Annotated in this window: 23 protein-coding genes; 8 read left to right on the top strand and 15 right to left on the bottom strand. The window is 72.6% G+C overall.

The features are described from left to right. Position 1 precedes the first annotated feature (1 nt). The 5 genes from OHL10_RS16535 to mraZ all read right to left on the bottom strand — a co-directional run bounded on the left by OHL10_RS16535 (position 2) and on the right by mraZ (position 5,784). Positions 2 to 1,654, bottom strand: coding sequence for a UDP-N-acetylmuramoyl-L-alanyl-D-glutamate--2,6-diaminopimelate ligase (locus OHL10_RS16535; protein WP_265523332.1), 1,653 nt, complete (start codon positions 1,652 to 1,654; stop codon positions 2 to 4). A gap of 85 nt (positions 1,655 to 1,739) precedes the next feature. Then, complete coding sequence (locus OHL10_RS16530; protein WP_265523331.1) at positions 1,740 to 3,476, bottom strand: peptidoglycan D,D-transpeptidase FtsI family protein; 1,737 nt, start codon at positions 3,474 to 3,476, stop codon at positions 1,740 to 1,742. Positions 3,477 to 3,733: 257 nt separating this feature from the next. After that, entirely contained in the window at positions 3,734 to 4,177 is a 444-nt protein-coding gene (gene ftsL / locus OHL10_RS16525; protein WP_265523330.1) for a cell division protein FtsL, read from the bottom strand. Continuing rightward, positions 4,174 to 5,190: a 16S rRNA (cytosine(1402)-N(4))-methyltransferase RsmH gene (gene rsmH, locus OHL10_RS16520; RefSeq protein WP_265523329.1), complete on the bottom strand. Its 1,017-nt coding sequence runs from the start codon at positions 5,188 to 5,190 to the stop codon at positions 4,174 to 4,176. Before rsmH ends, ftsL begins: the two co-directional genes overlap by 4 nt. A 159-nt stretch (positions 5,191 to 5,349) precedes the next feature. Next, a complete protein-coding gene (mraZ, locus tag OHL10_RS16515) occupies positions 5,350 to 5,784 on the bottom strand; it encodes a division/cell wall cluster transcriptional repressor MraZ (RefSeq protein ID WP_265523394.1) in 435 nt (144 codons plus the stop codon). 325 nt (positions 5,785 to 6,109) lie between these two features. Here mraZ and OHL10_RS16510 point away from each other — a divergent pair, with 325 nt between their 5' ends. The 3 genes from OHL10_RS16510 to OHL10_RS16500 are packed head-to-tail and all read left to right on the top strand — an operon-like array spanning position 6,110 to position 10,735. Next, positions 6,110 to 7,111: an AAA family ATPase gene (locus OHL10_RS16510; RefSeq protein WP_425499031.1), complete on the top strand. Its 1,002-nt coding sequence runs from the start codon at positions 6,110 to 6,112 to the stop codon at positions 7,109 to 7,111. A 49-nt stretch (positions 7,112 to 7,160) separates the two neighbouring features. Then, positions 7,161 to 8,450, top strand: coding sequence for a DUF58 domain-containing protein (locus OHL10_RS16505; RefSeq protein ID WP_265523328.1), 1,290 nt, complete (start codon positions 7,161 to 7,163; stop codon positions 8,448 to 8,450). Continuing rightward, entirely contained in the window at positions 8,447 to 10,735 is a 2,289-nt protein-coding gene (locus tag OHL10_RS16500; RefSeq protein WP_265523327.1) for a transglutaminase TgpA family protein, read from the top strand. Before OHL10_RS16505 ends, OHL10_RS16500 begins: the two co-directional genes overlap by 4 nt. On the opposite strand, the gene OHL10_RS16495 is transcribed toward OHL10_RS16500, so the two are convergent. From OHL10_RS16495 to OHL10_RS16485, 3 genes are read right to left on the bottom strand one after another with little or no spacing between them, the layout of a single operon-like run. Beyond that, positions 10,680 to 11,084 (bottom strand): DUF3040 domain-containing protein, encoded by a 405-nt coding sequence (locus tag OHL10_RS16495; protein ID WP_265523392.1) that lies wholly within the window; start codon positions 11,082 to 11,084, stop codon positions 10,680 to 10,682. The two genes, OHL10_RS16500 and OHL10_RS16495, sit on opposite strands and share 56 nt — an antisense overlap. A gap of 38 nt (positions 11,085 to 11,122) precedes the next feature. Beyond that, positions 11,123 to 12,382, bottom strand: a complete 1,260-nt coding sequence (dinB, locus tag OHL10_RS16490) for a DNA polymerase IV (RefSeq protein WP_265523326.1) — start codon at positions 12,380 to 12,382, stop codon at positions 11,123 to 11,125. Positions 12,383 to 12,410: 28 nt separating this feature from the next. Continuing rightward, positions 12,411 to 12,908 carry an SAV_6107 family HEPN domain-containing protein gene (locus OHL10_RS16485; protein WP_265523325.1) on the bottom strand — a complete coding sequence of 166 codons (498 nt, stop codon included), beginning with the start codon at positions 12,906 to 12,908 and terminating at the stop codon, positions 12,411 to 12,413. Between the two features lie 171 nt (positions 12,909 to 13,079). Between OHL10_RS16485 and OHL10_RS16480 the strand changes: the two genes are divergently transcribed. Beyond that, positions 13,080 to 13,988, top strand: a complete 909-nt coding sequence (locus OHL10_RS16480) for a spermidine synthase (protein ID WP_265523324.1) — start codon at positions 13,080 to 13,082, stop codon at positions 13,986 to 13,988. 133 nt (positions 13,989 to 14,121) lie between these two features. Here OHL10_RS16480 and OHL10_RS16475 read toward each other — a convergent pair whose 3' ends face one another. From OHL10_RS16475 to OHL10_RS16455, 5 genes are all read right to left on the bottom strand, one after another. Continuing rightward, positions 14,122 to 14,325, bottom strand: a complete 204-nt coding sequence (locus OHL10_RS16475) for a cold-shock protein (RefSeq protein ID WP_265523323.1) — start codon at positions 14,323 to 14,325, stop codon at positions 14,122 to 14,124. 293 nt (positions 14,326 to 14,618) lie between these two features. Beyond that, a complete protein-coding gene (locus OHL10_RS16470; protein ID WP_265523322.1) occupies positions 14,619 to 15,545 on the bottom strand; it encodes a proteasome assembly chaperone family protein in 927 nt (308 codons plus the stop codon). 119 nt (positions 15,546 to 15,664) lie between these two features. Continuing rightward, positions 15,665 to 16,105 carry a response regulator gene (locus OHL10_RS16465; protein ID WP_265523321.1) on the bottom strand — a complete coding sequence of 147 codons (441 nt, stop codon included), beginning with the start codon at positions 16,103 to 16,105 and terminating at the stop codon, positions 15,665 to 15,667. After that, a complete protein-coding gene (locus OHL10_RS16460) occupies positions 16,102 to 17,748 on the bottom strand; it encodes a sensor histidine kinase (protein WP_265523320.1) in 1,647 nt (548 codons plus the stop codon). The genes OHL10_RS16465 and OHL10_RS16460 overlap by 4 nt, the downstream gene beginning before the upstream one ends. After that, entirely contained in the window at positions 17,745 to 19,085 is a 1,341-nt protein-coding gene (locus OHL10_RS16455; protein WP_265523319.1) for a PP2C family protein-serine/threonine phosphatase, read from the bottom strand. Before OHL10_RS16455 ends, OHL10_RS16460 begins: the two co-directional genes overlap by 4 nt. A 215-nt stretch (positions 19,086 to 19,300) precedes the next feature. On the opposite strand from OHL10_RS16455, the gene OHL10_RS16450 reads away from it, so the two are divergent. The 3 genes from OHL10_RS16450 to OHL10_RS16440 all read left to right on the top strand — a co-directional run bounded on the left by OHL10_RS16450 (position 19,301) and on the right by OHL10_RS16440 (position 23,307). After that, entirely contained in the window at positions 19,301 to 21,553 is a 2,253-nt protein-coding gene (locus tag OHL10_RS16450) for a HelD family protein (RefSeq protein WP_265523318.1), read from the top strand. A 75-nt stretch (positions 21,554 to 21,628) separates the two neighbouring features. Then, complete coding sequence (gene serA / locus OHL10_RS16445; RefSeq protein ID WP_265523317.1) at positions 21,629 to 22,828, top strand: phosphoglycerate dehydrogenase; 1,200 nt, start codon at positions 21,629 to 21,631, stop codon at positions 22,826 to 22,828. 62 nt (positions 22,829 to 22,890) lie between these two features. Further along, a complete protein-coding gene (locus tag OHL10_RS16440) occupies positions 22,891 to 23,307 on the top strand; it encodes a pyridoxamine 5'-phosphate oxidase family protein (protein WP_265523316.1) in 417 nt (138 codons plus the stop codon). 39 nt (positions 23,308 to 23,346) lie between these two features. Here OHL10_RS16440 and OHL10_RS16435 read toward each other — a convergent pair whose 3' ends face one another. Beyond that, the gene (locus tag OHL10_RS16435; protein ID WP_265523315.1) at positions 23,347 to 23,550 is read right to left on the bottom strand and encodes a DUF5302 domain-containing protein; all 204 of its coding nucleotides are present in this window, start codon (positions 23,548 to 23,550) and stop codon (positions 23,347 to 23,349) included. Positions 23,551 to 23,664: 114 nt separating this feature from the next. On the opposite strand from OHL10_RS16435, the gene OHL10_RS16430 reads away from it, so the two are divergent. Next, positions 23,665 to 24,705: an aldo/keto reductase gene (locus tag OHL10_RS16430; RefSeq protein ID WP_265523314.1), complete on the top strand. Its 1,041-nt coding sequence runs from the start codon at positions 23,665 to 23,667 to the stop codon at positions 24,703 to 24,705. Between the two features lie 45 nt (positions 24,706 to 24,750). Here the strand turns inward: OHL10_RS16430 and nrdR are convergent, their stop codons facing one another. After that, positions 24,751 to 25,254 (bottom strand): transcriptional regulator NrdR, encoded by a 504-nt coding sequence (gene nrdR, locus OHL10_RS16425; RefSeq protein ID WP_265523313.1) that lies wholly within the window; start codon positions 25,252 to 25,254, stop codon positions 24,751 to 24,753. Between the last annotated feature and the right edge of the window lie 120 nt (positions 25,255 to 25,374).

The following is a 25,374-nucleotide window of genomic DNA, read 5'->3' as shown; positions in this document are numbered from 1 at the left end:
ATCAGTGCTCTCTCGTCTCGTCGGCGACCGCGACCCGGTCGCCCAGCCGTCGGTCGCCTCGTCCCGCGACCGCCGCCCGCGCCTCGACCCGGTCGTCGAGCGGGTGGTCGACCCCGGCGATCTCCTGCCAGACCTCGTGCCCACGGCCGGCGACCAGCACGGTGTCGCCCGCGGAGGCCCCGAGGATCGCCTGGTGGATCGCGCTCGCGCGCGGCGCCGCCTCGAGGACCTCGACCGGCCGCGGGTCGGGGCCGTGCATCGCACTCTCGCGCGCCGCGAGCGCCCCCTCGAGGACCTCGGCCCGGATCGCCGCCGGGTCCTCGCCGTGCGGGTCGTCGTCGGTCACGACGACGACGTCCGCGCCCTCGACCGCGACGGCGCCCATGCTGGGCCGCTTGCCCTTGTCCCGGTCCCCCGTGGCACCGAAGACCACGACGAGACGGCCGGCGGTCGTCGGGCGCAGCGCTGCGAGGGCGAGCTCGAGGGCGTCGGTGTTGTGGGCGAAGTCGACGACGACGCGAGGCTCGGCCGCGACCACCTCCATCCGTCCCGGCACCGCGGCGCTCAGCCCGCCGACGGCGTCCAGCGCACGGGCGAGATCACGCTCGTCGACGCCTGCCTCGAGCACCATCGCCAGGGCGAGCGCGGCGTTGGCGACGTTGAACCCGCCGGGGAGGGTCGTGGCGGTGCTCACGGACCTGCCGTCACGGTGGCGTAGGGTGAAGGCGGTGCCCGTGGACTGCGGGCGGGTGTCGGTCACCGTCCAGTCCGCCACCGGTACCTCGGCGGCTGCGGGCGCCACCCGCAGCGTCGCGACGGGGATCGTGGCCACCTGGGACAGCCGCTCCCCCCAGGCGTCGTCGACGACGACGACCCCCCGCCGCGCGTGCGCGGGCGTGAACAGGGCGGCCTTGGCGTCGAAGTACTCCTGGAGGTCACCGTGGAAGTCGAGGTGGTCCTGGCTGAGGTTCGTGAATCCCGCGACGTCGAAAACCGTGCCGTCGACCCGGTGCAGGGCGAGCGCGTGCGACGAGACCTCCATGGCGAGCGTACGCACGCCGTCCTCGTGCATCGCGGCCAGGAGTGCTTGCAGGTCGGCGGCCTCCGGGGTCGTCAGCCGGCTCGGCAGCACGCGGTCCCCCGAGCGCATCTCCACCGTCCCGATCAGCCCGCCCTTCCAGCCGTGCGCGCGCAGCACGTGGTCGACAAGATAGGTCGTCGTGGTCTTGCCGTTGGTCCCGGTCACCGCGAAGGTCGTCAGGTGGCGGGCCGGGGTGTCGTAGACCCAGGCGGCGACCGGCCCGAGGAGCGCCCGCGGGTCCTCGCACACGAGCACCGGCACCGTCGTCCCCCCGTGGGCGGCGACCAGCTCGGCGCCCCGCAGGTCCGTCAGCACCGCGTGCGCCCCGGCCGCGACCGCCGCCGGGACGAACGTCGCGCCGTGGACCCGCTCGCCCGGGAGGGCCACGAACAGGTCGCCGGTGGTCACCACGCGGTTGTCGGAGGCGACCGACCAGACCTCGGCGTCCGCGGGAAGACCGGTTCCCGACGACGTCGCGGAGGCCAGCGAGAAGTGCTCGGCCAGGTCACGCACCCGGCGCCGAGGGGTCGTCGTGGGCCGGATGCGGTCGAGCGGGGTGGTCGGGGTCGTCACGGGTAGAACCTACCGTGCGCCGGTGGGTGCGCCGGTCGCCGCGCACTCGCCCTCGGGACGCTTCACGGGACCTTCACCGGGCCCTTCACCACGTGGTCGCGAGGGGCTCGTAGGGCACGCGGCTCGGAGGGACCTCCATGTGCTGCAGCGTGAACCCCATGACCTCGCTGAAGACGGGCGCGGCGACGACACCGCCGAAGATCGAGGTCCGCGGGTCCTTGAGGAAGACCGACACCGTGTACTGCGGGTCGTCGGCGGGCGCGACGCCGATGAACGACGCCATGATCCCCGACAGCCGCCCGTCCGGCCCGGCGGCCTCCGCCGTCCCGGTCTTGCCCGCGACGCGGTAGCCGGGGATGCTCGCCGAGCTGCCGGTGCCCTCCTCGACGACCGCCTCCATCATCTGCAGCACGGTGTCCGCCGTCTCCTCGGAGACGACGCGGGTGCCGTCCCCCGCGCCGATCGGGGTGAACGTCCCGTCGGCGGCCGTGCTCCCGTCCACCAGTCGCATCGGCATGCGGACGCCGCCGTTCGCGATCGTCGAGAACACGTGGGTGGCCTGGACGGCGTTGACCGACAGCCCTTGCCCGAAGAGCACGGCGTACTCGGTTCGGCCGTCCCACTCGTCGGCCGGGTGGAGGATACCCGCCGACTCGCCCGGGAGGTCGAGGCCGGACATCTGACCCAGGCCGAACGCGCTGAGGTAGTCGTGCCGGACCTGCTTGGGGATTCGCTCACCGATCTGGACGGTGCCCGTGTTGGACGAGTCGGCGAGCACACCGGCGAGCGTCAGCCGCTCAAGACCGTGCTCGTGGGAGTCGCGGAAGGTCTGGCCGTTCGACGTCGTGTACATGTACGGGACCTCGAACTGCGAGTCCGCCGTGGCGTACCCGCCTTCGAGCGCGGCCGCCATGGTGATCACCTTGCTCGTGGAGCCAGGGTCGAAGATGTTGGACACCGCACGACTCGGGTCCGCCACGGCGCTGGTGCTGCGGTCGTTGGGGTCGATCGTCCCCGAGTCCGCAAGCGTGATGATCCGGCCCGTCGCGATCTCCTCGACCACGACGATCCCGTACTCGGCGCCCGTCTCCGCCACGGCGGCGTCCAACGCGTCCTGGGCCTTCCACTGGATGTTCCAGCTGATGGAGAGCTGAAGGTCGTCGCCGGGTCGCGCCTCGACGCTCTCCCGGACGCCCGTGGGGATGCGTGGCCCGTCACGGCCACGCTCGTACAGCTCCGAGCCGGACGTGCCGCTCAGGAGCTCGTCGTACTGCGACTCGAGCCCGCCCATGCCCTCCTGCTCGGAGTTGACGAAGCCCACCAGGTTCCCCGCCACGTTCCCCGCCGGGTAGGTGCGCTGCGCGACGAGGTTGGTGCTGATATAAGCCCGCACGCCGAGGTTCGCGATCTCGCGCTGGACCTCCGGGACCACGTTGCGCTGCAGCACCTTGGCGCGGTTCGGCGCGTCGCCCTGCACCGCGAGATCGGCCGCGAGCTCGGGCGCGGGCACGCCGAGCACCGGCGAAAGGAGCTTGGCGAGGCCCACCGGACCGCTCTCGGTCAACGGCTCGCCGTCGACGACGTGGCCGGCGCTGGGGGTGAACTCCGCGATCGTCTTCTGGTCGGCCACGACCGTGTAACGCTCGACCGACGTGGCGAGCACCACGCCGTCGGCGTCCGTGATGTCCCCGCGGTGAGCGAGCGTCGTCGAGGTCGCCAGCCGGGTATCGAGGGCGTCCTGCGCGAGCGCGGACGCCTCGACGACCTGCACCTGGACCAGACGCCCCGTGAAGACCGCGAGGACCGCGACCGCCACGGCCATGAGCCACCGTTGGCGGAGCTCGGGGCGTCCGGCGGGACGGGGGGTGCTGGCCGGTGGCCGCGCACGCGCGGTGCCGACCTGGCGAGGACGGTTCGCAGCACCGCGCCGCGCCGGTTCTGCGCGACGTCCCGGGTCGCTGCGTCGAACCGGACCCGTGGCCCGTCCCGGTGTCGTGGTCCGCGGGGTACGGGGCACCGAGCCGCCGGAACGTGGTCGCTCCCCTCGCCCGGGGGTGCCACCCGTGCGCGGGCCGCCGGTCACGGAACCGCCTCCGCCTCCGCGGCCCCGAGAACCTCCCCGTCGGAGAGCCGAAGCATCACGAGCTCTTCCGAGGGCACCATGCCGAGCGAACGAGCGCGGTCGGGCAGGCCGGTCTCGGCCTGGCGGACCTGCGTCGCGAGGCTCTGCGTGTCCTGTGCCACCTGCCCCACCTCCCAGCGCAGGGTCGACATCTCGTACGAGCCGTGCGCCATCGTCGTGTTCAACAGCAAAGCACCCAGGAGCGCCGCGGCGAGGATCGACATGCAGGCGACGAGGAACGGGATCCGGGACGGCGACTGCAACGGCGCCCGGACGGCGTGCAGCCGAGGACGCGACGCGCGCTCGGACACCCCGCCGGGCAGCGGCGTGAGGGTCGCACGGCGGGCGGGTTCGGTGGTGGGGACCGGGCGCGCCGCGGCCGCGGACGAACGAGTGCTCATGGGTGCTGCTCCCCCTGGGGACGGCGACGGAGGTGGTCTGGTGTGGGTCGAAGACGCTCGGCCGCCCGCAGGCGGACCGAGGCGGAGCGCGGGTTGCTCTCCTTCTCGCCGATCGGTGCTTCCTCTGCTCCTCGGGTGAGGAGCCGCAGGTAGGGCTTGTGGGTCTCTGGCTCGACAGGCAGCCCGGCGGGCGCGCTCGACGTCGCACCGCGCGCGAGCTCCCGCTTGACGAGCCGGTCCTCGAGGGAGTGGTAGGACTCCACGACGATCCGCCCACCGACCGCGAGGACCTCGACCGCCGCCGGGACCGCACGCTCGAGGACCTCGATCTCGCCGTTGACCTCGATGCGCAGCGCCTGGAACGTGCGCTTGGCGGGGTTGCCCCCGGTCTTGCGTGTCGCCGCCGGGATGCAGGCACGGACCAGGTCGACGAGGTCGGCGCTGCGGTCCCACGGCTCGCTCTCGCGACGCCGCACGATGGCGCGGGCGATCCGCTGCGCGAACCGCTCCTCGCCGTACTCCCGCAGGATGCGGGTCAGGCTCCGCTCGTCCTCGGTGTTGAGGACGTCGGCCGCGGTGCGGCCCGTCGTGGGGTCCATCCGCATGTCGAGGGGTGCGTCCTGCGCGTAGGAGAAGCCGCGGTCGCGCTCGTCGATCTGCAGCGAGGAGACCCCGAGGTCCATGAGGACCCCCTGGACGAGCGGGTACCCCAGCGTCGCGACCACGTCGGCGATCTCGTCGTAGACGGCGTGTACCGCGACGAAGCGGTCGCCGAACCGGTCCAGACGTCGCGACGCGAGCTCGATCGCCTGGGGGTCGCGGTCGATCCCGACGACGCGGACGTCCGGCACCTGCTCGAGGACGGCCTCGCTGTGCCCACCCATTCCGAGCGTGCAGTCGACGAGCACGGAGCCGGGTGCGGCGAGCGCCGGGGCGAGGAGGTCCACGCACCGCTGCAGGAGCACGGGCACGTGACGGTCCGGCGTGCCCGCCGCGCCTGTCGTTCCCGTCATGGTCCCTGCCCTTCTGCCTGGTGCGGAGTCGTGCTGAGGTCTCGGTGCCGTGTGGCCTGCGCCGCGGTCCCCCGCCCGGTCAGGTCTCCCTCCGCGTCCTTTCTGGCACCGGGGAAGTGCGCCAGACCGGGCGGGAGGAGGCCTCACCGTGCGGAAGACTCAGAAGCGGAGCTCAGGGAGCACCTCCTCTGCCGTGTCGGAGTACTGCGCCTCCTGCTCCGCCAGGTACGACTCCCAGGCGGCGGCGTCCCAGATCTCGACGCGGGTTCCCGCGCCGATCACCGCGACGTCCCGGTCGAGCCCTGCGTACTGACGCAGGTTCACCGGGATCGAGATCCGTCCCTGCTTGTCCGGGATCTCGTCGCTCGCCCCGGACAGGAAGACCCGCAGGTAGTCCCGTGCCTGCTTGCTCGTCACGGGCGCCTGGCGGATCTGGTCGTACATCCGGCGGAACTCCTCCATCGGGAGCAGGAAGAGACACCGCTCCTGTCCGCGCGTCATCACGAGCCCCGAGGCGAGCTGGGCGCGGAACTTGGCAGGGAGGATGAGGCGTCCCTTCTCGTCGAGACGAGGCGTGTACGTCCCCAGGAGCAGACTGGGAGAACCGCCGAAAACGTCGCTCATCGGCCTGCCCTCCCCATTCGCTCCCAGGTCCTCCACAGTACTCCACATCCCTCCACCAGGCCTGGGGAAACACGGCAGATTCACCCCCCTTCGCAGAATCTCCGCAGGTCAGGACGGTGGGGACAGGTGGAGGGCAGAACTACCCTCCCGTGTGTCGCACGCTCGTGGTAGGCGGAACGCACCACGGCGGGGTCGCCGATCGGGCAGCGGTCAGGGATGCGGGTGGAGGGAAGTGGTGGCCACGGTCAACTACGCTGAGGACCCCACGCAGGCGTCACCACCGGAGGTACCCGTGCTGCCCGACATCGCTCCTGTCACGCCTCGTGACGACCTCGCCGGACTCGACGAGCTGGTGGAGGTCACGGGCCGGATCCGGTCGGGCATCGAGTCGGTGATCACAGGTCGACCGGACCTCGTGCACGTCACGGTCGCGGTGCTGCTGGCCGAGGGTCACCTGCTGCTCGAGGACGTCCCCGGGGTGGGCAAGACGACCCTCGCCAAGGCGCTCGCCCGGACGATCGACTGCCACGTCGGGCGCATCCAGTTCACGCCGGACCTCCTCCCGAGCGACCTCACCGGGGTGAACATCTACCGGACGCAGAGCCACGAGTTCGAGTTCCGTCCGGGTCCGGTCTTCTCGAACATCGTCATCGGCGACGAGATCAACCGCGCGTCGCCCAAGACGCAGTCGGCGCTGCTCGAGTGCATGGAGGAGGGGCAGACCACCGTGGACGGCACGACCCACGTGCTCCCGAGCCCGTTCCTCGTGGTCGCGACCCAGAACCCGGTCGAGATGGAGGGCACGTACCCGCTGCCCGAGGCGCAGCGGGACCGCTTCATGGCACGCCTGACCGTCGGCTACCCGGAGCTCGACGCCGAGCTCGAGATGCTCGACCGCCAGGAGAACGACAACCCGCTCGCCCACCTCACCCCGGTCACGGACGGTGCCGGCGTCGCCCGGCTCGCCCGTGCCGCGCGCGCCGTCTATGCCTCGGCGGCGGTCAAGCGCTACGTCCTGGCCCTCGTCACCGGCACCCGGCAGCACCCCGGCCTCCGGCTGGGCGCCTCGCCGCGGACGTCGCTCCAGCTGCTCCGCGCCGCGAAGGCCGTCGCCGCGATGTCCGGCCGTGACCACGTGCTGCCCGACGACGTGCAGTACCTCGCGCGCCCGGTGCTCGCGCACCGGCTCATCATCAGCACCGAGAGCAGGCTCGCCGGCCAGCGCGCCGAGAGCATCGTCGATGCGATCGTAGGGCGCACCCCCATCCCGTCGCTCGAGCCGCGCGAGCGCCGCTGAGATGAGACGTCGAGCGCGGCGAGCACGCCCGGAGTGGGTCCGGATCCGGGTGCGCCCCACTGCGCGGGGCGCCGGCGCTGCACTCGCGGGCCTCGTCCTGGTCGCGGTGGGCATCACGCTCGGCCTGCCCGACGTCGTCGGCCTGGGGGCCGCGCCGCTCCTCGCGGTCGGCGTCGTCTGGGCCTGGATGAGCGTGCGCAGGATCGACCGCGGACGCGGGGCGCTGCACGTCGTGCGCCGGGTCGACCCCAACCCTGCCGTCCGCGGCCAGGTCACCACCGCACGGCTCTCCGTGAGCGCGCGGGTACCGTCCGTGACCGCCTACGGTCGGCTCTCCCGCTTGCGGATCAGTGAGCAGGCCGCGAACGAGCTGTGCGACCAGGGGGCGCTGCACGCGCAGCTCGTGATCCAGGGCGAGCGGATCGCCGTCCGCTACCGGCTCCAGCCCGGGCAGCGCGGAAGGTGGCCGCTGGGCCCGCTGCTGACGAGCCGCGTCGACGTCTTCGGGCTGGTGCGCGCCACGCAGACGCTCGGTGTCCCCACCCCGGTCGCGGTCTGGCCGCGCACCGTCGAGCTCCCGGTCCGCGGTTCGCGCGCCTTCGGCGCGTTCGACCGCAGCGCCGCCGGCGCACAGATCGCCTCCGACGACGACAGTGTGCTGCGCGAGTACGTCCTCGGTGACGACCCCCGCCGCGTGCACTGGGCGACAGCCGCCCGCCGCGGGCAGCTGATGGTCCGTGCGGACGAGAGCGCCGGTGTGCCGCCGGTCACCGTCTTCCTCGACCGCGGTAGTCTCCCGGCCACGACCGGTGGACCCGCCAACGACGACGGCACGACCCGCGCCCGAGGCGAGTGGGCGGTCGAGTGCGCGGCGTCGGTCGCCCTCTCGCTCCTGCGGGCCGGGCACCCGACACGGCTCGTCACCTCTTCGAGCGCGCCCGTGGTCGAGGCGGTGGCCTACAGCGTCAGCCGCAGCAGCGAGGGCGTCGCCCGCATCCTCGACGACACCCTCGACCTGCGGGGGCACCGCGGTCCTGGCGAGGCGGACAAGGCCGTCGCGGCGACCGCTGACGCGCTGCGCCGCGCCCGCCGCTCCGGCGAGATCACGATCGCCGTCCTCGGACCGTTGCGCCCCGTCGCACGGCACGCCGTGGCGGCGATGGCCGGCGACGGCCTGCACTGGGCGGTCGTCCAGTCCCCCCCTCCGGGCACGCCCGGCCACCAGGAGGCCACCGAGACCGCGGACGTCCTGCGGTCCACCGGGTGGCACGTCGTCATGGCCGACGACCGCACCAGCATCGAGCACGCATGGAGCAGACTCGCCGAGGGAGCACGATGACGCAGGGACCGAGCACTGCGCTGACGTCGGCCACCGGCCGCCTGGTCGGGACGAGCGCGCTCGTCGCCGTGGCGGTGATCGCGTCGATGCACGCGCTCGAGACCGTGATCGTCGCCGGCGACTGGACGGGCACGGGGACGCGGCTCGTCCTCGTGCTCGCCGCCGTCACGTGCCTCGCTCGGATCGTCCTGGAGCGAGACCGTGAGCAGGTCACGCCACCCGCGGCGCTCGCGCCGAGCCTGGTCGGTGCCGCCGTGGCCGTGTGGGGCCTCCTCGGCCTGTACGGCGGACCGACCGACCGGTTCTCGATCGCGGTCGGTCTGACGAACGTCGAGCGTCTCACCAGCCGACTGACGACGGCCCGCGAGCTCACGGCCAGCGAGACCGCGCCGATCGACCCCTCGCTGCCGATCGAGCTGCTCGCCGTCGGCGGGGTCGTCGTCGTGTTCCTGGTCGCGGACCTCGTCGCCGGTGGTCTGCGCATCCCGGCGGCGACCGGCCTGCCGCTGCTCGCGCTGTGGGTGCCCGGCCTGGTACTCGTCGGCACGGTGCCCACCACCGCGTTCGTCGTCACCGTGCTCTCCCTCCTGCTCATGCTCGCGGTCGACAACCCGTACCGCGCGGTGCGCAGGTCTGCCGTCAGCACGAGCCCACGCACCCGGCGCGCCGCTCTCGGGCTGCGGACGGGAGGGTCGCTCGCCGTGGCGGCGGCCGTCACGGTCGGCGCTCTCGTGCTGGGCTCGAGCAGCGCCGCCGTGCCCCAGGTCGTCAGCTCGTCCTGGTCGCGGATCTTCGCGTCCGAGGGTCAGACCGTGCGACTCTCCGACGACCTCGACATGCAGCGCAACCTCGGTGAGCGGTCGGGCCAGCGGGTCCTCACCTACGAGACGGCCGGACAGAACCTCGGGCCGTTGCGGATGTTCACCCTCACCGGCTTCGACGGCACCAACTGGCGCCGCGGGCAGGACCGCGACGGTGTGCCCGTCGCGGACGCCGACGAGATGCTGTGGCCGAACCCCGACGTGGAGCGCGAGGGTGGCCGCGAAGCTCGCATCACGCTCGAGAGCCTTCGCGACACGTTGCTGCCGCTCCCGACGGAGCCTCGCACCCTCGAGGCCGAGGGTGACTGGAGCTACGACGCCACACGTGACGAGGTGCGGGGGCCGGACAGGACGTCGTCGGGCACGACCTTCACGGTCACGGCCTACGCACGACCGCTCACGCCCGAGTCGCTGCGCACCGCGAGCGGTCCCGACCCGGACGATCCCAACTACCTCGAGGTGCCGTCCACGAGCCGGTCGGAGGACATCGGTGCGGTGGCCGCCGAGGTCACCGCCGGGGCCGGGTCGCGGTACGACCAGGCACTCGCGCTGCAGACCTACTTCCGCGACACCACCCGGTTCACGTACTCGACCGAGGTGCCACCCGGCGAGACCGGCGACTCGGTCTGGGACTTTCTCCAGGACCGCACCGGGTACTGCGTCCAGTACGCGACCTCGATGACCGTCATGGCGCGGTCGCTCGGCATCCCGGCTCGTGTCGGCGTCGGGTTCCTGCCCGGGCAGCGGACGTCCGACACCACGTTCCAGGTGACCGGGCGCGACTCCCACGCCTGGCCCGAGCTCTACTTCCCGGGCGAGGGCTGGGTGCGGTTCGAGCCGACACCCGCCCAGCAGTCCGGGCCGGTGCCGCGCTGGGCGGACCCTGTCGTCGCCGGGGACGGGGAGCAGCAAGGCCAGATGCCCGACGAGGTTCCCACCGCGGGTGCCGCCGAGGAACCGGCGCCCGAGGAGGAGCCTGCCGCAACCGCCCCGACGACGCAGGTCGGCGGCCAGGCCGGGAGCGGTCTGCCGGGGTGGGCCTGGCTCGGCGCTGCCGGCGCCGTCCTCGCGCTCGTCCTCGGGGGGGCCGCCTGGCTGCTCCGACGCCGGGGACCGACGGAAGCGGGCGTCCGGGACGCCGAGAGCGCGTGGGAGGACCTGGCCGCAAGGCTGGGCGAGGTGGGTGTCTCGTGGCCGGTGTCGGTGACCCCGCGCAGGGCCCCGCAGGAGATCGTCGGCCAGGTCCGCGTCCGCACGGGACGTCCAGTCCCGGAGGAGGCCGTCGAGGCGCTCGCGACTCTGGCTCAGGCTCTCGAGAACCAGCGCTACGCGCGGCGCAGCACTCCGACGGACGCCGCCGGCCTCGACGAACTCGTCGAGACCGCGGTCGCAGTCGTGGACGACGAGCTCAGCGGCCGTCCTGCTCGCGTCGCCGATCCCAGCGCTCTTCCAGCCGGTCGATGAAGCCTCGACGCTCGCGGGACGGCTTCGACTGCGTCGCGGTGCGCGGCACGACCTGGCCGTCCGCGTCGACGGCGCCGACCGGGCCGCTGGGCTTGCGTGGCGCCGAGAACGCGTAGACGACGCCGGCGAACATCAGGACGAAACCCACGACGCCCAGCCAGGGCATCGAGATCGCTACGCCCAGCACCAGCAGGAGCAACCCGCCGATCACCCCGACGCCGGCGAGCACGAAGCGCAGTGGAGACTTGCGCCGGGACGACTGCAGTGTGCTGGCCAACCGCGGATCGTCCGAGGTCAGCGCGCGTTCCATCTGTTCCAGTACTCGCTGCTCGTACTCAGACAGAGGCATGAGCACCCCCGTTTCTCCGCGGTTGATGAGTGTCCCCCTCAGGATAGTTCGACATCAGCGCCGTTGGTAGTCGAGCGTGGTCCCGTCGATCCCAGGGCGATCGAATTCACCCCGAATCGGTCACGGACCAGGTCGAGAGCCGCTTCTGCCCTGCGCTGCGCGCCCTGCCGGGTGTCGACCGCGTCCTCGAGCGTGGGCTGGACGACCGCCGTGCTCCGCTGCTCGAGGTTCTCGGCGCGCACCCCCACGAGCCGCACGGGCAGGCCGCCGAGGTCGACCCCGGCGACCAGCTCCCGGGCGACGAGGTACACCTCACGGGCAACGTCCGTCGGTGCGTGGAGGGTCCGCGACCGGGTCAGCGTGGCGAAGTCACTCGTCCGCACCTTGACCGTGACTGTGCGCGCGACCAGCCCCTGCTGCCGAAGGCGGCCCGCGCAGCGGTCCGCCAGCCGCAGCACCGTGCCCTCCACCGCCCCCCGGTCGTACCGGTCCCGGTCGAACGTCGTCTCAGCACCGATGCTCTTCTCGGTGCGGGCGACCTGCACGGGACGAGGATCACGCCCCCACGACAGGTCGTGCAGGTGCGCGCCCGCGACCCGGCCGAGCGCGGCCTGGATCATCACCAGGTCTGCGTCGGCGAGCTCGGCGACAGTCCGGATTCCCCACCCCGCGAGGACCTGCTCGGTCCGCTCCCCCACCCCCCACAAGGCGCCGACAGGCAGTGCCCGCAGGAACGGCACGGACGCGGCGGCGGGGATGAGCAGCATGCCGTCAGGCTTCGCGTGCGTCGACGCGAGCTTCGCGACCAGCTTGGTGCTCGCGACACCCACGGAGCAGGTGATGCCGTGCTCCGCCTGGACACGCCGCCGGAGCCCGGCGGCGATGACCGTCGGCGGGCCGAGGCGCCGACGAGCACCGCTGACGTCGAGGAACGCCTCGTCGACACTGACCTGCTCGACGAGCGCGGTGATCTCACCGACGGCGGCCATGACCGACCGTGACACCTCGCGGTAGGCCGAGGGGTCCGGCGGAATCACCACCGCCTGGGGGCAGCGTCTGCGCGCCGCGACCATGGACATCGCCGAGTGAACGCCGAACGCACGCGCCTCGTAGGTCGCCGCGAGAACGACGCCGCGCTCGCCACCACCGACGATGACCGGCCGACCACGCAGGTCCGGTCTCCGCACCAGCTCGACCGACGCGAAGAACGCGTCCATGTCCACGTGCAGGATCGAGCACCCGGTCTCGTCGTCGCCCCAGTCATGACGCTCGAGCTTTGCTCGCGGTCCCCTGCTCATCGGTGTGCGCCCGGCCCGACCAGGAACCTCACGACGCTGCCGCCCTGGTGTGCGGCCGCCGACGCTCCTGGCGCACCGACCCGGCCACCGTCAGGTGCGGGTGCCGGACGAAACCGGTGTCCGGGTCGATGAGCATGGCGACCTCGTCGCGGAAGTCCTCGGCGCACGCCATCAGCTCGTCAGCACGACGGGCGTCGACGGCGTCGAACCGGCCCGCGTCGACCGCGGCGCGCACGCGGGCGCCGCTCGCGAAGTACACCGACCAGGGTGCGAGGGCGGGCTCGGCGACCGCCAACCGGTCCCATACCGAGGCGACCTTGCTCCTGGACCGGCCACGGTGCGGCACGGCGCGCAGCGCGACCACTGCCGCTGCGGCGCGCAACGCGCCCAGGTGGGCGTGCACGAACCTCTCGGCGGGCTCGACCGCGAGCGACGCCTGGACCAGCTCGGCGTCGGCACGCACCATGATCCGACCGACTTCCGCCGGCACGACCGTCGGCGCCGAGCCCTGCGTGTGCGTGGTCATCCGAGCACCTCCTCGCCTCCACTATCGAACACCTGTTCGATCCTGTCAATCGCCGGTTCCGGCAGACCCTACGGTGGAGGGATGGCCCGTCGATCCTCCCGCAACAGCTCCACGACCTCGTCCCAGACCTCAGCATCCTCCACGGGTCCGACACGCGGGTCCCGGCGCGGGGTGGCGCGAAGACCGCTCCCCCAGGGTCCGGTCGCCACGAGCACCGGGACGGCAGAGGTGGTCCCCGACCCGGACAGCACCACCGGGGTGACCCTGCTGGTCAACGGCGTGCCGAGCTCCCACCTCGACCTGGCTGACCCCGGGTTCCTCAGCTTCGAGTACATGCAGCAGATGGCCGCTGTGCTGGACGCCGTTCCCGCCGGGCCGCTCCGAGTCGTCCACCTCGGTGCCGCAGGCTGCGCGATGGCGCGCTGGGTGGAGCATCAGCGGCCGGAATCCCGGCAGATCGGGGTCGACCTCGACGCACGGCTCCTCGAGCTCGTCCGCGAGTGGTTCACCCTCCCCCGCGCACCCCGGCTGCGGCTGCGCGCGGGTGACGCCCGAGAGCAGCTCGCGTCGCTCCCTTCGGGGAGCACCGACGTCGTGATCCGCGACGTCTTCGCCGGCGACACCACGCCGCCGCACGTGGCGACGACGGAGTTCGTCCAGGAGGTGCTGCGTGTGCTCCGACCCGGTGGCCTCTACCTGGCCAACTGCGCCGACCGACCGCCGCTCGCGCACGTGCGGCGCGAGCTCGCCGGCCTCGCCGACGCCCGCACCGCCACCGCGCCCGCGTCGCCGTGGCCCCATCTGGCGGTGCTCTCCGAGCCCGCGCTGCTCAAGGGCAGGCGCTACGGCAACCTCGTGCTGGCGCTGGTCGCCGCCTCGCCGGCGGAGACCACCGTGCGTGGGGCGGCGGATGGCTCACCGGTCGTCTCGCTGGATGACGCCGCGCTCGCCCGGCGGCTGCGGTCCCTGGCCGTCCCGGCCCGGCTGCTCACCGGGACGGACCTCGAGACGTTCGTCGCCGGCGCGCAGCCGCTCACCGACCCGCCCTCGCCCTCGCCCTCGCCCTCGCCCTCGCGCTGAGCAGGGGCCACCTCACCGGACGCCGAAGGCCGCGCCCCCGGTGGACCGGGGACGCGGCCTTCGTGCTCTCCCGCACAGCGGGAGTGGAGGTCTGAGAGCTACCGAGGACGCCGGAGCGAACCCGGTCGAGCACTCACAGCGGGCGGACGTTCTCCGCCTGCGGGCCCTTCGGACCCTGCGTGATCTCGAACTCGACTCGCTGCGCCTCCTCCAGCGAACGGTAACCCTGGGTGTCGATGGCCGAGTAGTGGACGAAGACGTCGGCACCGCCGCCGTCCTGGGCGATGAACCCGTAGCCCTTCTCAGCGTTGAACCACTTCACAGAACCCTGCGCCATGCTGTCCTCTTACCTTCCGTCCAACCGGGGACATCCGTGAACGGACCCTTTCGCCCGCCCCTGGTGCCGCAATGCCCTGTCCCACGACCTCGTCGAACGGACCAGCCGGAACAGCTGGTGACGCCGACGTCCGGCGACCGCGACCGGGACGTCGTCCCGCTCCACCACCGCCGGATCCTGCGCAAGCATGTCACTGCAACGGAAGAATTGTGGCACGGACCACGTTCTGTCCGCCATGGCACGCACCGATCAATCGTGCTGATTTATCCGCCGATACCGCACGCGCCCGGAGGCTACTCTCCCGACTGCTGCGCGAGGAACCGCTCGAACTCCGCGCCCAGCTCGTCCGCCGTCGGGATCGGCGCGCTCTCCGCGAGCAGGCTGGTGCGCCCGACCGACCGCGCGAACGCGTCATACTGCTCCTCGAGCGCGTGCACGACCGCGGCGACCTCCTCGGACTCCTCGACCTGACGCTCGACCTCGACGAGCGTCTCCTGCGCAGAACGCTCGAGGTCCGCCGTCGCGAGCGCGAGCCCCGTCAGCCGCTGGACGTGGTCGAGGGCCACGAGCGCGGCCCGCGGGAACGCCGTCTGCGCGAGGTAGTGCGGGACGTGCACGGTGTAGCCCGCGGCGTCGTGCCCCGCCTGGCCGAGACGGAGCTCCAGGAGGGCCGACAGGCTCGCCGGCACCTCGACCGTGCCGAACCACGAGGTGTGCTCCTCGATGAGCTCGGCCCGCGTCGCGTGCGCTGTCACCGACGACGGTCGCGTGTGCGGGACACCCATCGGGATGCCGTGGAAGCCCACCGTGAGCGACACACCGAACCGCTCGACGAGCTCGCGCACGGCGGCGACCACACGCTCCCACTGGAGGTCCGGCTCTGCGCCGTGCAACAGGAGGAAGCCGGTCCCCTCCGCGTCGCGCAGGTGGTCGATCGCCAGGACCGGGCGGTCGTAGGCGACCCACCGGTCCGAGCGGAAAGTCATCGTGGCCCGCTTGGAGCGGTAGTCCAGCAGCTGGTCGACGTCGAAGGTCACGAGCCGCGTCACCTCGAGCTCGGTCAGCAGGTGTCCCACCGCGAGCTCACCGGCGCTCCCGGCGTCGACGAACCCCCGGACGGCGTGCAGCATGACCGGTCCGACCGGACCGTCGGCGCGCTCCGGCAGCAACCGGGCGACGGCGTCCTCGTCGACCTCGTAGATTCCTCGAGGGTCCAACACGTGCTTCCTCCTCGTCGTTCGCGCCACGTTCGGCTCGCACCTGCCTCGGCACGGTGCGCACCTGGCTCGACTCGGTCAACGCACGGGCGGTCCAGAACCTTCCCGCCCGTCGACGACCCTCAACGACCAGGCAGCCGCACCACGGTGACGAAGAAGTCGTCGATCTGGCGCACGACGTCGATGAAGCGGTCGAAGTCGACGGGCTTGGTGACGTAGGCGTTCGCGTGCAGCGAGTAGCTGCGCACGACGTCCTCCTCCGCCTCGGAGGTCGTGAGCACGACGACCGGGATCTGCCGGAGGCGGTCGTCCGCCTTGAGCTCGGCGAGGACCTCGCGCCCGTCCATCCTCGGCAGGTTGAGGTCCAGCAGGATGAGGTCGGGCGTGGGCGCCTCGGCGTGCTCGCCCCGCTTGTGCAGGAAGTCCATCGCGCTGACACCGTCGGAGACCACGGACAGCCGGTTGGTCAGCTTGTGGTCCTCGAACGCCTCGCGCGTCATGAGGACGTCGCCCGGGTCGTCCTCGACGAGGAGGACGTCGATCACCTTGTGCCCGAAGCTCATGCCCTGCTGCCACCATCCGTCGTGTCGGTGCCCGTGGGCTGCGCCGCGGACCGGTCTGGGTGAGCGTAGCGGACCTCGGGGTCGATCTCGTGGGCGAGCGTCCAGCGCACGGTGGTGCCGTGCGCGTCGGGCCGCGGCTCGATCCAGATGCGACCGCCGTGGTACTCGACGATCCGCTTGCACAGCGCCAGCCCGATCCCCGTGCCCTCGTAGAGGTCCTTGGGGTGCAGCCGCTGGAAGATGACGAAGACCCGGTCGGCGTACTGCGGGTCGACACCGATGCCGTTGTCCGTGCAGCTGAGCTCCCAGGACGACTCGTGCGCGACCACGCCGACGTGGATCTGCGGGGGGCGCGCGGGGTCGCGGAACTTCAGCGCGTTGCCGACGAGGTTGACGAAGAGCTGCGCGAGCAGTGCAGGTTCGCCGCGCACGACCGGCAGCCGGTCGTGCGTGACGGTGGCCCCGGCCTCGTCGATGCGCTCCGCGAGGTCCGAGAGCACCACGGTGAAGGTCTCCTCGAGGTCGACCTCGACCCGCTCCGCCCCGGTGCGCCCGACGCGGGAGAACCCGAGCAGGTCCTGGATGAGCCGCTGCATGCGCTTGGCTCCGTCGACCGCGAAGTCGATGTACTGGTCGGCACGCTCGTCGAGCTGGCCCCCGTAGCGCTTCTTCAGCAGCTGCGTGAAGCTCGCCACCTTGCGCAGGGGCTCCTGCAGGTCGTGCGACGCCACGTAGGCGAACTGCTCGAGGTCACGGTTGGACCGCTCGAGCTCGCGTGCCTGGTCGGCGAGGAGCGTGTGGGAGTGCTCGACCTCCTCGTGCGAGGTCCGGATCTCCTCCACCTGCCGGACCAGCTCCGTGCGCATGCGCTCGACGTCGTCGGCGAGCGCGGCGATCTCGCCCACACCCGTCGTCGTAATCGGCCGCTCCAGGTGGCCGGAGCTGACGACCCGGACGTCGTGGGCGAGGTCCGTGACCGGTTCGGTCACCCATCGCTTGAGCACGACCCACAGCACCGCGCCCACGATGACGGCGGCGACGACGAGCACGAGGACCGAGCCGAAGAGGACCCGGGTCCAGTTCTCGAGGGCCTCGACGCGGGCGAGCCGTTCGGAGCGCAGCTCGGCGATGTACGTCGCCGTCTCGCTGCGCGCCTCCCAGAACAGCTCGGCGCCCTCCCGCTGCTCCGCGATGCTCACGCTCCCGACCCCGCCCTCGCGGGTCGCCTCGACCACGGGGTCCGCGTACTGGGTGAGCCAGGAGACGATGGCGTCGTCCGCCCGCCCGAGCGACCCCACGAGCTCGCGGTGCGCACCCAACGACGTCGCGATGTCCTCGTCGTGGAGCGCGACCCGTCGATCGGCGTCGAGGGAACGCTCGAAGGCCTCGAGCGCGACCGGCTGACCGGTGGTGAGAAAGGTGCGCACGGCGAGCTCGGCGTCGAGGAGCGCGACGTACGCACCGTCGGCCTGGGTGATCGCCTCGAAGTAGGGCCCGGTGACCTCCTCCTGCGCCTCCGCGACCTTCGCGAGCGCGTAGGCGGACGTCGTGAGCACCGCGAGCAGGACGACGCCGGACGCCACGAGGAGCCCACCGAGCCGACGCCGCAGCGACACTTGGCGCAGGCCGTTGCCGGGGCTCACCGGGCACGCTCGTCGAAGTCGGCGAGGGTCGCGGTCCGCTCGCCGGGCGCGTCACGGTCCGGTCCGCCCCACCCCATGACCAGCAGCGCGGCGTCGTCCTCGAGCGGCCCACCGTGCAGGTCGCGCACGCGGCGGAAGATCCGTTCGACAAGCCCCTCCCCGGGCCGGCCGAGCTCGGCGTCGACCGCGTCGCGCAGGCCGTCCACGCCGAGCCGACGGCGCCGACCGATCCACGCGACGCCGTGGTCGGCGGGCGGCTCCGCCGACGCGAGCGTGGCCTCGACGAGACCGTCCGTGTAGAGCATGAGGGACCAGGGCGTGGCCAGCTCCACGTGCTGGGCCGTCCAGGCCCCCTGGACGGGGATGCCCAGCGCACGCCCGCGTGTGGTGACGGGCAGCTCGGCGCTGGTGCCCCCGGTGAGCAGGAGCGGCGCGAGGTGTCCGGCGAGGTAGACGTCGGCGCCGCTCCGGTCCGGCCCGATGACGACCTGGCAGAGCGTGACGAAGACCTCCGGCCGCGCCCGCTCGGGGATGAGGACCCGTTCGAGGAGCGGGAGGATCTGTTCGGGCGCGGTGTCGGACAGCACGATGGTGCGCCACGCGGTGCGCAGGGTCGCGCCGAGCGCGGCCTCGTCCGGCCCGTGGCCGGCGACGTCGCCGATGACGCACAGCACGGTGCCGTCCGGACGCTCGACGGCGTCGTAGAAGTCGCCGCCGAGCAGCCCGTTGCCGCCGGGGACGTACCCCACCATGAGGGAGATGCGGTCGTCGCGCACGAGCGGGGTCGGCAGCAGGGCCCGCTCGAGCCGGGCGGTCTCCGCGGCGCGCACCTCGCTGCGGTAGAGCGCACGCTGCTGCGCCTCGGACATCCGGCGCTGCACCGCGTAGCGGACCGACCGGCCCAGGAGGTCACCACCCACCTCGCCCTTGACGAGGTAGTCGTCCGCGCCGGCCGCGACCGCCTGGACCCCGAGGTCGATCCCGGTGTGACCGGTGAGCACGACGAGTGACGGCGGGTCCGGCAGCGCCCGCAGCCGCTCGACCCCGGAGAGGCCGACCGAGTCGGGGAGCCCGAGGTCGAGCAGGATGCAGTCGATGTCGTGCGCACGCACCGCCTCGATCGCGAGGTCGAGCGTCGTGGCCCGGTGCAGGTCGACGGCGAGGCTCGCGTCGTGCAGCAGCTCCTCGACGAGGATCGCGTCCGCGTCGTCGTCCTCGACGAGGAGGATCCGCAGCTCGGCCGACGCCGACAGGACCGGCCGGGTACCTGGACGGGAGCCGGCGGGCGGTCGTCCCGGCTGCACACCCGCGGGCATGGCAGGTGGCTGCTCAGTCACGGCGCCCGCTCCCCTTCGTCGGCATAGTTCGAGATCGTAGTGGACTGTTCCGCTGCGGCGCGGGCGGGGGCGGGCGGGCGCGGGCGGGCACCGGGAACGCATCGGATGCGCATGAGGTGCCCGGGGACAGACGCGGACACGGCACCTCGCTCGATCGGCAATAATGGACGGCCGCATCGCAGGCGAACGTCCGCGGCGGGACGAGGGGTCGCTCAGTGGCACGACAGGACGAGCTGGCGCACGAGCAGGCGGTCGTCGACTCCCTCTACGCGCGCCTCGACGAGCTGCGCGCCGGCACGCGGGAGCGGCTCGCCTCGGTGCGGCGGTCGGGCCCCTCGGGATCACCGCAGAACCGCAGCGAGCGCGACGCCTTCGCGACCCTCTACGAGGACCGTGTCGCCCAGCTCGAGTCGGTCGAGGACCGCCTCGCGTTCGGTCGGCTCGACCTCGACGACGGGACCACGCGCTACGTCGGGCGGATCGGCCTGACGGACACCGAGCACGTGTCCATCCTCACCGACTGGCGGGCCCCGGCCGCGCAGTCGTTCTACCGCGCGACGTCGGCCAGCCCCGACGGGGTGCGCCGGCGCCGGCACCTCGTCACGCGCCGGCGGCAGGTGACCGGTCTGGAGGACGAGCTGCTCGACCTCGAGGCGCTCGGCGAGGAGGACGTCGCCGGCGCGACCACGCTCTCTGGCGAGGGCGCGCTGCTCGCCGCGATGGCGGCCGGCCGCACGGGACGCATGGGCGACATCGTCGCGACGATCCAGGCCGAGCAGGACACGATCATCCGCGCGCCGCTGGCGGGCGCACTGGTGGTGCAGGGCGGTCCCGGCACCGGCAAGACGGCGGTCGCGCTGCACCGGGCCGCGTACCTGCTGTACGCCCACCGCAGGGTCCTCGAGCGCTCCGGCGTGCTCCTCGTGGGGCCGAGCCACTCGTTCCTGCACTACATCGACCAGGTGCTGCCGTCGCTCGGCGAGACGGGTGTGGTGAGCACGACGGTCGCCGACCTCGTCCCCGGGCTCTCGGCCAGGGGCACCGAGCCGCCCGAGACCGCCCGGGTCAAGGGCCGCGCCGCGCTCGCCACCGTGGTCCGACGGGCCGTGCGGGCGCGCCAACGCGTCCCGGCCACGGACCAGGTCGTCCGGCTGGACGGCCGGGACGTCGTCGTGCGTCGGCGTGACGTGCGCGACGCGATCAACAAGGCGCGCCGCACGCACAAGCCGCACAACCTCGCTCGCGTGACCTTCGTGCGCGAGATGCTGGTCCGCATGGCCGACCAGTACACGAGCCAGCTCGGGCACGCGGTCTCGCCCGAGGACCGCGCGGAGGTGGTCGAGGACCTGCGCCGGCTGCGGGACGTCCGCGTCGCCCTCAACCTCGCCTGGATGCCGCTGACACCCGAACGTCTCGTCGAGGACCTGTTCGTCAAGCCGCACCGGCTTGCCGAGGCCGCGCCCGAGATGTCGGCGGCCGACCGGGCGCTGCTCGTGCGCCCTCGGGGCGCGCCCTGGACGCCCGCCGACGTCCCCCTGCTGGACGAGGCCGCCGAGCTGCTGGGCGAGGACGACCAGATCGCCCGCGCCCAGGCCCGGGTCGAGGCCGACGAGCGGGCAGCCGACCTCGAGTACGCCCGGCAGGTCCTCGAGAGCTCGGGCGCGGGGGGCGGTCTCGTCGGGGCGGAGGTGCTCGCCGGCCGGTTCGCCCAGAGCGCCTCGCGCCTGACGACGGCCGAGCGGGCGGAGCAGGACCGGACCTGGACCTACGGGCACGTGGTCGTCGACGAGGCGCAGGAGCTCTCGGCGATGGCCTGGCGTATGCTCGTGCGTCGCTGCCCCACCCGCTCGATGACGATCGTGGGCGACGTCGCGCAGACGACGTCGTTGGCCGGAACGAGGTCGTGGCGGGCGATGCTCGCACCGTTCTTCCGTGACACGTTGAGCCTGCGCGAGCTCACGGTCAACTACCGCACGCCCGCCGAGGTGGCCGACGCCGCGCAGCACTACGCCCGGCACGCCGGGCTCCCCGTGTCCCCGCTGACCTCGGCGCGCGAGGTCCCGGGCTCGCTGCACTGCCTCCGGGTGGACGACGACGCCGTGGGGGCCGCCGTCCTGCAGGTCCGCGCGGCGCTCGGGGAGTTCGTGGGGTCCGACGGCGCGGGCCAGGTCGCGGTCGTCGCGACCGCGGGGACGGTCTCGCTCCTGCGCGAGGCGCTGCGCGACGACCTCGCCGCCGCGAGCCGTGCCGGCGACGAGCCGTCGCTGCGGGTCGTCACGCCGGGCGAGTCGAAAGGGCTCGAGTTCGACGCGGTCGTCCTCGTCGAGCCGGCCGAGGTGGCCGCCGAGGTCAGCGGGCCGTCGGACCTGTACGTGTCGATGACCCGTCCGACCCGGCGCCTGGTGGTCGTGCACGCGCAGGAGCTGCCGGCAGGTCTCGACACGATCGGGGCCGGCTCGACCCTCTGAGGAGCGTGGCGCGGTCCGCGTCCGAGGGTCAAGACCGGTTTGGCGCCTCCTGGGTTCTGGGAGGACGATGGAGGCGTGCTACGCGCCCTGCTCCTGGAAAACCTCCACCCCCTCGCCACCTCGATCCTCGAGTCCGCCGGGATCGACGTCACGGTCCGTACGGGGGCCATGGACGAGTCCGAGCTCGCCGACGCCCTCGACGGCGTCCATCTCCTCGGCATCCGGTCCAAGACCAACGTCACGGCGGCCGTCGTCGACGCGGCACCCGACCTCGTCGCCATCGGTGCCTTCTGCATCGGCACCAACCAGATCGACCTGAAGGCCGCGGCCGCACGAGGCGTCGCGGCGTTCAACGCGCCGTTCTCGAACACGCGCTCAGTCGTCGAGCTCGCGCTCGCCGAGATCATCTCGCTCACCCGGCGCCTCACCGAGCGCGACCGTGCGCTGCACGACGGCGTGTGGGACAAGTCGGCCGAGGGCGCGCACGAGGTCCGCGGCCGCACCCTCGGCATCATCGGTTACGGCAACATCGGCACGCAGCTGTCCGTCCTCGCCGAGAACCTCGGCATGTCTGTCGTCTTCTACGACACGGCCGAGAAGTTGGCACTGGGCAACGCCCGGCGCATGGACACGCTCGACGAGCTGCTCGAGACGGCCGACGTGGTGACCCTGCACGTGGACGGACGCTCCGGCAACGCGGGCCTGTTCGGCGCCAAGCAGTTCGCCCGGATGCGCCCCGGGGCGATCTTCCTCAACCTCTCGCGCGGGTTCGTCGTCGACTACGGCGCGCTCCGGGAGTCGATCCTCTCCGGTCACGTCTCCGGCGCCGCCGTGGACGTGTTCCCGCACGAGCCCAAGAAGCGGGGCGACCACTTCGAGTCGGACCTGCGAGGGCTGCCGAACGTCATCCTCACGCCGCACATCGGCGGGTCGACCGAGGAGGCGCAGGAGGCCATCGGGCAGTTCGTCGCCGGCAAGCTCCGCGACTACCTCGCGACGGGCTCCACCACGCTGAGCGTGAACCTGCCGAACCTCGCGCTCGAGAAGACGACCGGCGTCCGCCGCATCGCGCACCTGCACCACAACACGCCCGGGGTGCTGGCCGCCGTCAACGCGACCCTCGCGGAGCACGGGACGAACATCGAGGGCCAGCTCCTCGCCACGCGCGGAGAGATCGGGTACGTGGTGACCGACGTCGGCTCCGAGCTCGAGCAGCCTGTCGTCGAGGCGCTCGGTGCGATGGACCAGACGATCCGGTTGCGCGTCCTGGCCTGAACCACGACCGGACGGCGCCGTCGTCCCCATGACGGCGCGGTCCGGTCGTGAGACGCTGAGGCATGACCGGATACACGGACGAACCCGTCGAGATCCTCGCGGACGACGAGTGCTGGCGACTGGCCGCCGGCGGGCAGGTCGCGCGGCTGGCCGTCGCCGTGGGCGGCGAGCCGGACATCTACCCCATCACGGCGGCGACCCGTGACGGCGCGGTGGTCTTCCGCACTGCGGAGGGCACGAAGCTGCTCTCGCTCGTCATCAACGAGCGTGTGGCGGTCGAGTTCGACGGGGTGGAGGACGGTTCCGCGTGGAGCGTGGTCCTCAAGGGCACCGCTCGGCGGCTCGAGACCTCCGCCGAGATCGAGGCGGCGGAAGGGCTGGCGCTGACGCCCCAGATCGCGACCGTCAAGAGCACGTACGTCGAGGTCGCGCCGACCCACGTGAGCGGTCGCCGGTTCCGCCTCGCAGGCGAGGACTGAACCGACGACCGCAGACTCGCTCAGACTGAGCTGACCCGCTCAGCCGGACTTGCGGCGGAAGGTGCGCTGCACCGGCCCTGCCGTCTCCGAACCGTGCACGCTCCCGGTGTTCTCCTCGCCGTCCGCGCTGCGATGGCGGGCTGCGTTCTTGCGGTCGAGCGCCTCGCGGAACTTCGCCTTCGCGTCCTCGCTCACGGCGCTCGTCGTCTCGTGTCCGCCGGTGTTGCCGTCGGTGTTCGTCATCGGCGCACCTCCTTCTCGTCGATGGTCGGGCAGATGTCCCTGCCCCGTGCCAGCCTGCTCTACCCGACGGCAATGCGCCAGCGAATACCCTCCGGTCGACGGTACGGTCGGTCCATGGACAGCACCTCCGCGACGCTCGGCGAGCCACCCCTGCGCCGGGCGGGCAGGTCAGGACTCGAGCTGCCGGCGATCGCGCTCGGCCTCTGGCAGAACTTCGGTGAGTCGATGCCGGCCGCGGCGCAGCGTGAGACCGTGCTGCGCGCCGTCGAGCGCGGCGTCGTGCACCTCGACCTGGCGAACAACTACGGGCCGCCGCCGGGAGCGGCCGAGGCGGCACTGGGCAGGATCCTCGCAGCCGACCTCGCGAACCGCCGCGACGAGCTGATCCTGACGACCAAGGCCGGGTACCGGGCGGGGCCCGGGCCGTACGGCGAGGGCGGGTCCCGCAAGTACCTCCTGGCGTCGCTCGACGCGTCCCTCGCCCGGCTGGGCACGGACCACGTGGACGTGTTCTACAGCCACCGGTTCGACCCCTCGACCCCGCTCCACGAGACGATGGGCGCGCTGGCGACGGCCCTGCGGTCGGGGCGCGCCCGCTACGTCGGCATCTCCTCGTACTCGGCGCGCCGGACCAGGGAGGCCGTGGCGGTCGCCGCGTCGATCGGGCTCGAGCTGACGCTGCACCAGCCCTCGTACTCCCTGCTCAACCGGTGGATCGAGGAGCCGTCGCCGGACGGCGAGAGCCTGCTCGACGTCACGGACGACACCGGCCTGGGTGTCGTCGCCTTCTCGCCGCTCGCCCAGGGCATGCTCACCGACAAGTACCTCCACGGCGTCCCGACCACGTCGAGGGCCGCCGCGGGCGGTCCGTTGCGGCCGGAGTTCCTCACGGAGGAGAACCTGGCGCGCATCCGCGGCCTGCACGACCTCGCCGCGGGACGCGGCGAGCCGCTCGCCCAGATGGCGATCGCATGGGCCCTGCGCGACAGGCGGGTGTCCTGCGTGGTCGTCGGCGCACGCACCCCGCGTCAGCTCGACCAGAACATCGACGCGCTCGGTGCCGCGCCGTTCGAGGCGGAGACGCTCGAGGCGATCGACTCCCTCGCAGGCGACGGCGGCATCAACATCTGGGCGGCACGCTCGAGCGACCTGTGACACCCCCCGGCATCGAACCGGGGGTCGGGCGCACGGTACGGCCGCTCACCCCTCCGGGGAGGACTGTTCCCCGGCGGTCGCGGTACGTGCAGCGGCGCGCTGCTCGTGCTCGGCGCGCAGCGACGTGATCGCCGCGTCGAAGTCGTCGAGCGACTCGAACGCCTGGTAGACGCTCGCGAAGCGGAGGTAGGCGACCTCGTCGAGCTCGCGCAGGGGCCCGAGGATCGCGAGACCGATCTCGTTCGCGTCGATCTCGGCGCTCCCGCTGCTGCGGATCGTCTCCTCGACGCGCTGCGCGAGCAGCGCGAGGTCGTCCTCGTCGACGGGCCGCCCTTGGCAGGCCTTCCTGACGCCCGAGACGATCTTGTCGCGGCTGAAGGGCTCGGTGACACCCGACCGCTTGACGACCGACAGGCTCGCCGTCTCGATCGTCGTGAACCGCCTGTTGCACGCTGGACACTGGCGGCGCCGACGGATGGACGCGCCGTCGTCCGACGTCCGCGAGTCGACGACGCGGGAGTCCGCGTGACGGCAGAACGGACAGTGCATGGGGGCACTCCTGTACGAGGTCGAGGCGACGCCGCGCGGTCGGCGCAGGCGCTGTGCCGCGACGAACGTATGCCGTCGGCTGTCGCCGACGCAAGGCAACTCGCCCCGCCCTCGGTCACA

This window comes from Oerskovia flava (assembly GCF_026163685.1).
GTDB classification, from domain to species: domain Bacteria; phylum Actinomycetota; class Actinomycetes; order Actinomycetales; family Cellulomonadaceae; genus Oerskovia_A; species Oerskovia_A flava.
The sequence above is the reverse complement of the archived record's forward strand: the minus strand, read 5'-3'. Positions and strand labels throughout refer to the sequence as shown.

Coding starts and splice junctions, on each gene's coding strand:
- OHL10_RS16530 (WP_265523331.1), bottom strand. CDS start 3,476: ATGGCCGTGGCGGTCGCGGTCCTCGCGGTCTTCACGGGGCGTCTGGTC.
- ftsL (WP_265523330.1), bottom strand. CDS start 4,177: ATGAGCACTCGTTCGTCCGCGGCCGCGGCGCGCCCGGTCCCCACCACC.
- rsmH (WP_265523329.1), bottom strand. CDS start 5,190: ATGACGGGAACGACAGGCGCGGCGGGCACGCCGGACCGTCACGTGCCC.
- OHL10_RS16500 (WP_265523327.1), top strand. CDS start 8,447: ATGACGCAGGGACCGAGCACTGCGCTGACGTCGGCCACCGGCCGCCTG.
- OHL10_RS16495 (WP_265523392.1), bottom strand. CDS start 11,084: ATGCCTCTGTCTGAGTACGAGCAGCGAGTACTGGAACAGATGGAACGC.
- dinB (WP_265523326.1), bottom strand. CDS start 12,382: ATGAGCAGGGGACCGCGAGCAAAGCTCGAGCGTCATGACTGGGGCGAC.
- OHL10_RS16485 (WP_265523325.1), bottom strand. CDS start 12,908: ATGACCACGCACACGCAGGGCTCGGCGCCGACGGTCGTGCCGGCGGAA.
- OHL10_RS16475 (WP_265523323.1), bottom strand. CDS start 14,325: ATGGCGCAGGGTTCTGTGAAGTGGTTCAACGCTGAGAAGGGCTACGGG.
- OHL10_RS16465 (WP_265523321.1), bottom strand. CDS start 16,105: ATGAGCTTCGGGCACAAGGTGATCGACGTCCTCCTCGTCGAGGACGAC.
- OHL10_RS16440 (WP_265523316.1), top strand. CDS start 22,891: ATGACCGGATACACGGACGAACCCGTCGAGATCCTCGCGGACGACGAG.
- OHL10_RS16435 (WP_265523315.1), bottom strand. CDS start 23,550: ATGACGAACACCGACGGCAACACCGGCGGACACGAGACGACGAGCGCC.
- OHL10_RS16430 (WP_265523314.1), top strand. CDS start 23,665: ATGGACAGCACCTCCGCGACGCTCGGCGAGCCACCCCTGCGCCGGGCG.
- nrdR (WP_265523313.1), bottom strand. CDS start 25,254: ATGCACTGTCCGTTCTGCCGTCACGCGGACTCCCGCGTCGTCGACTCG.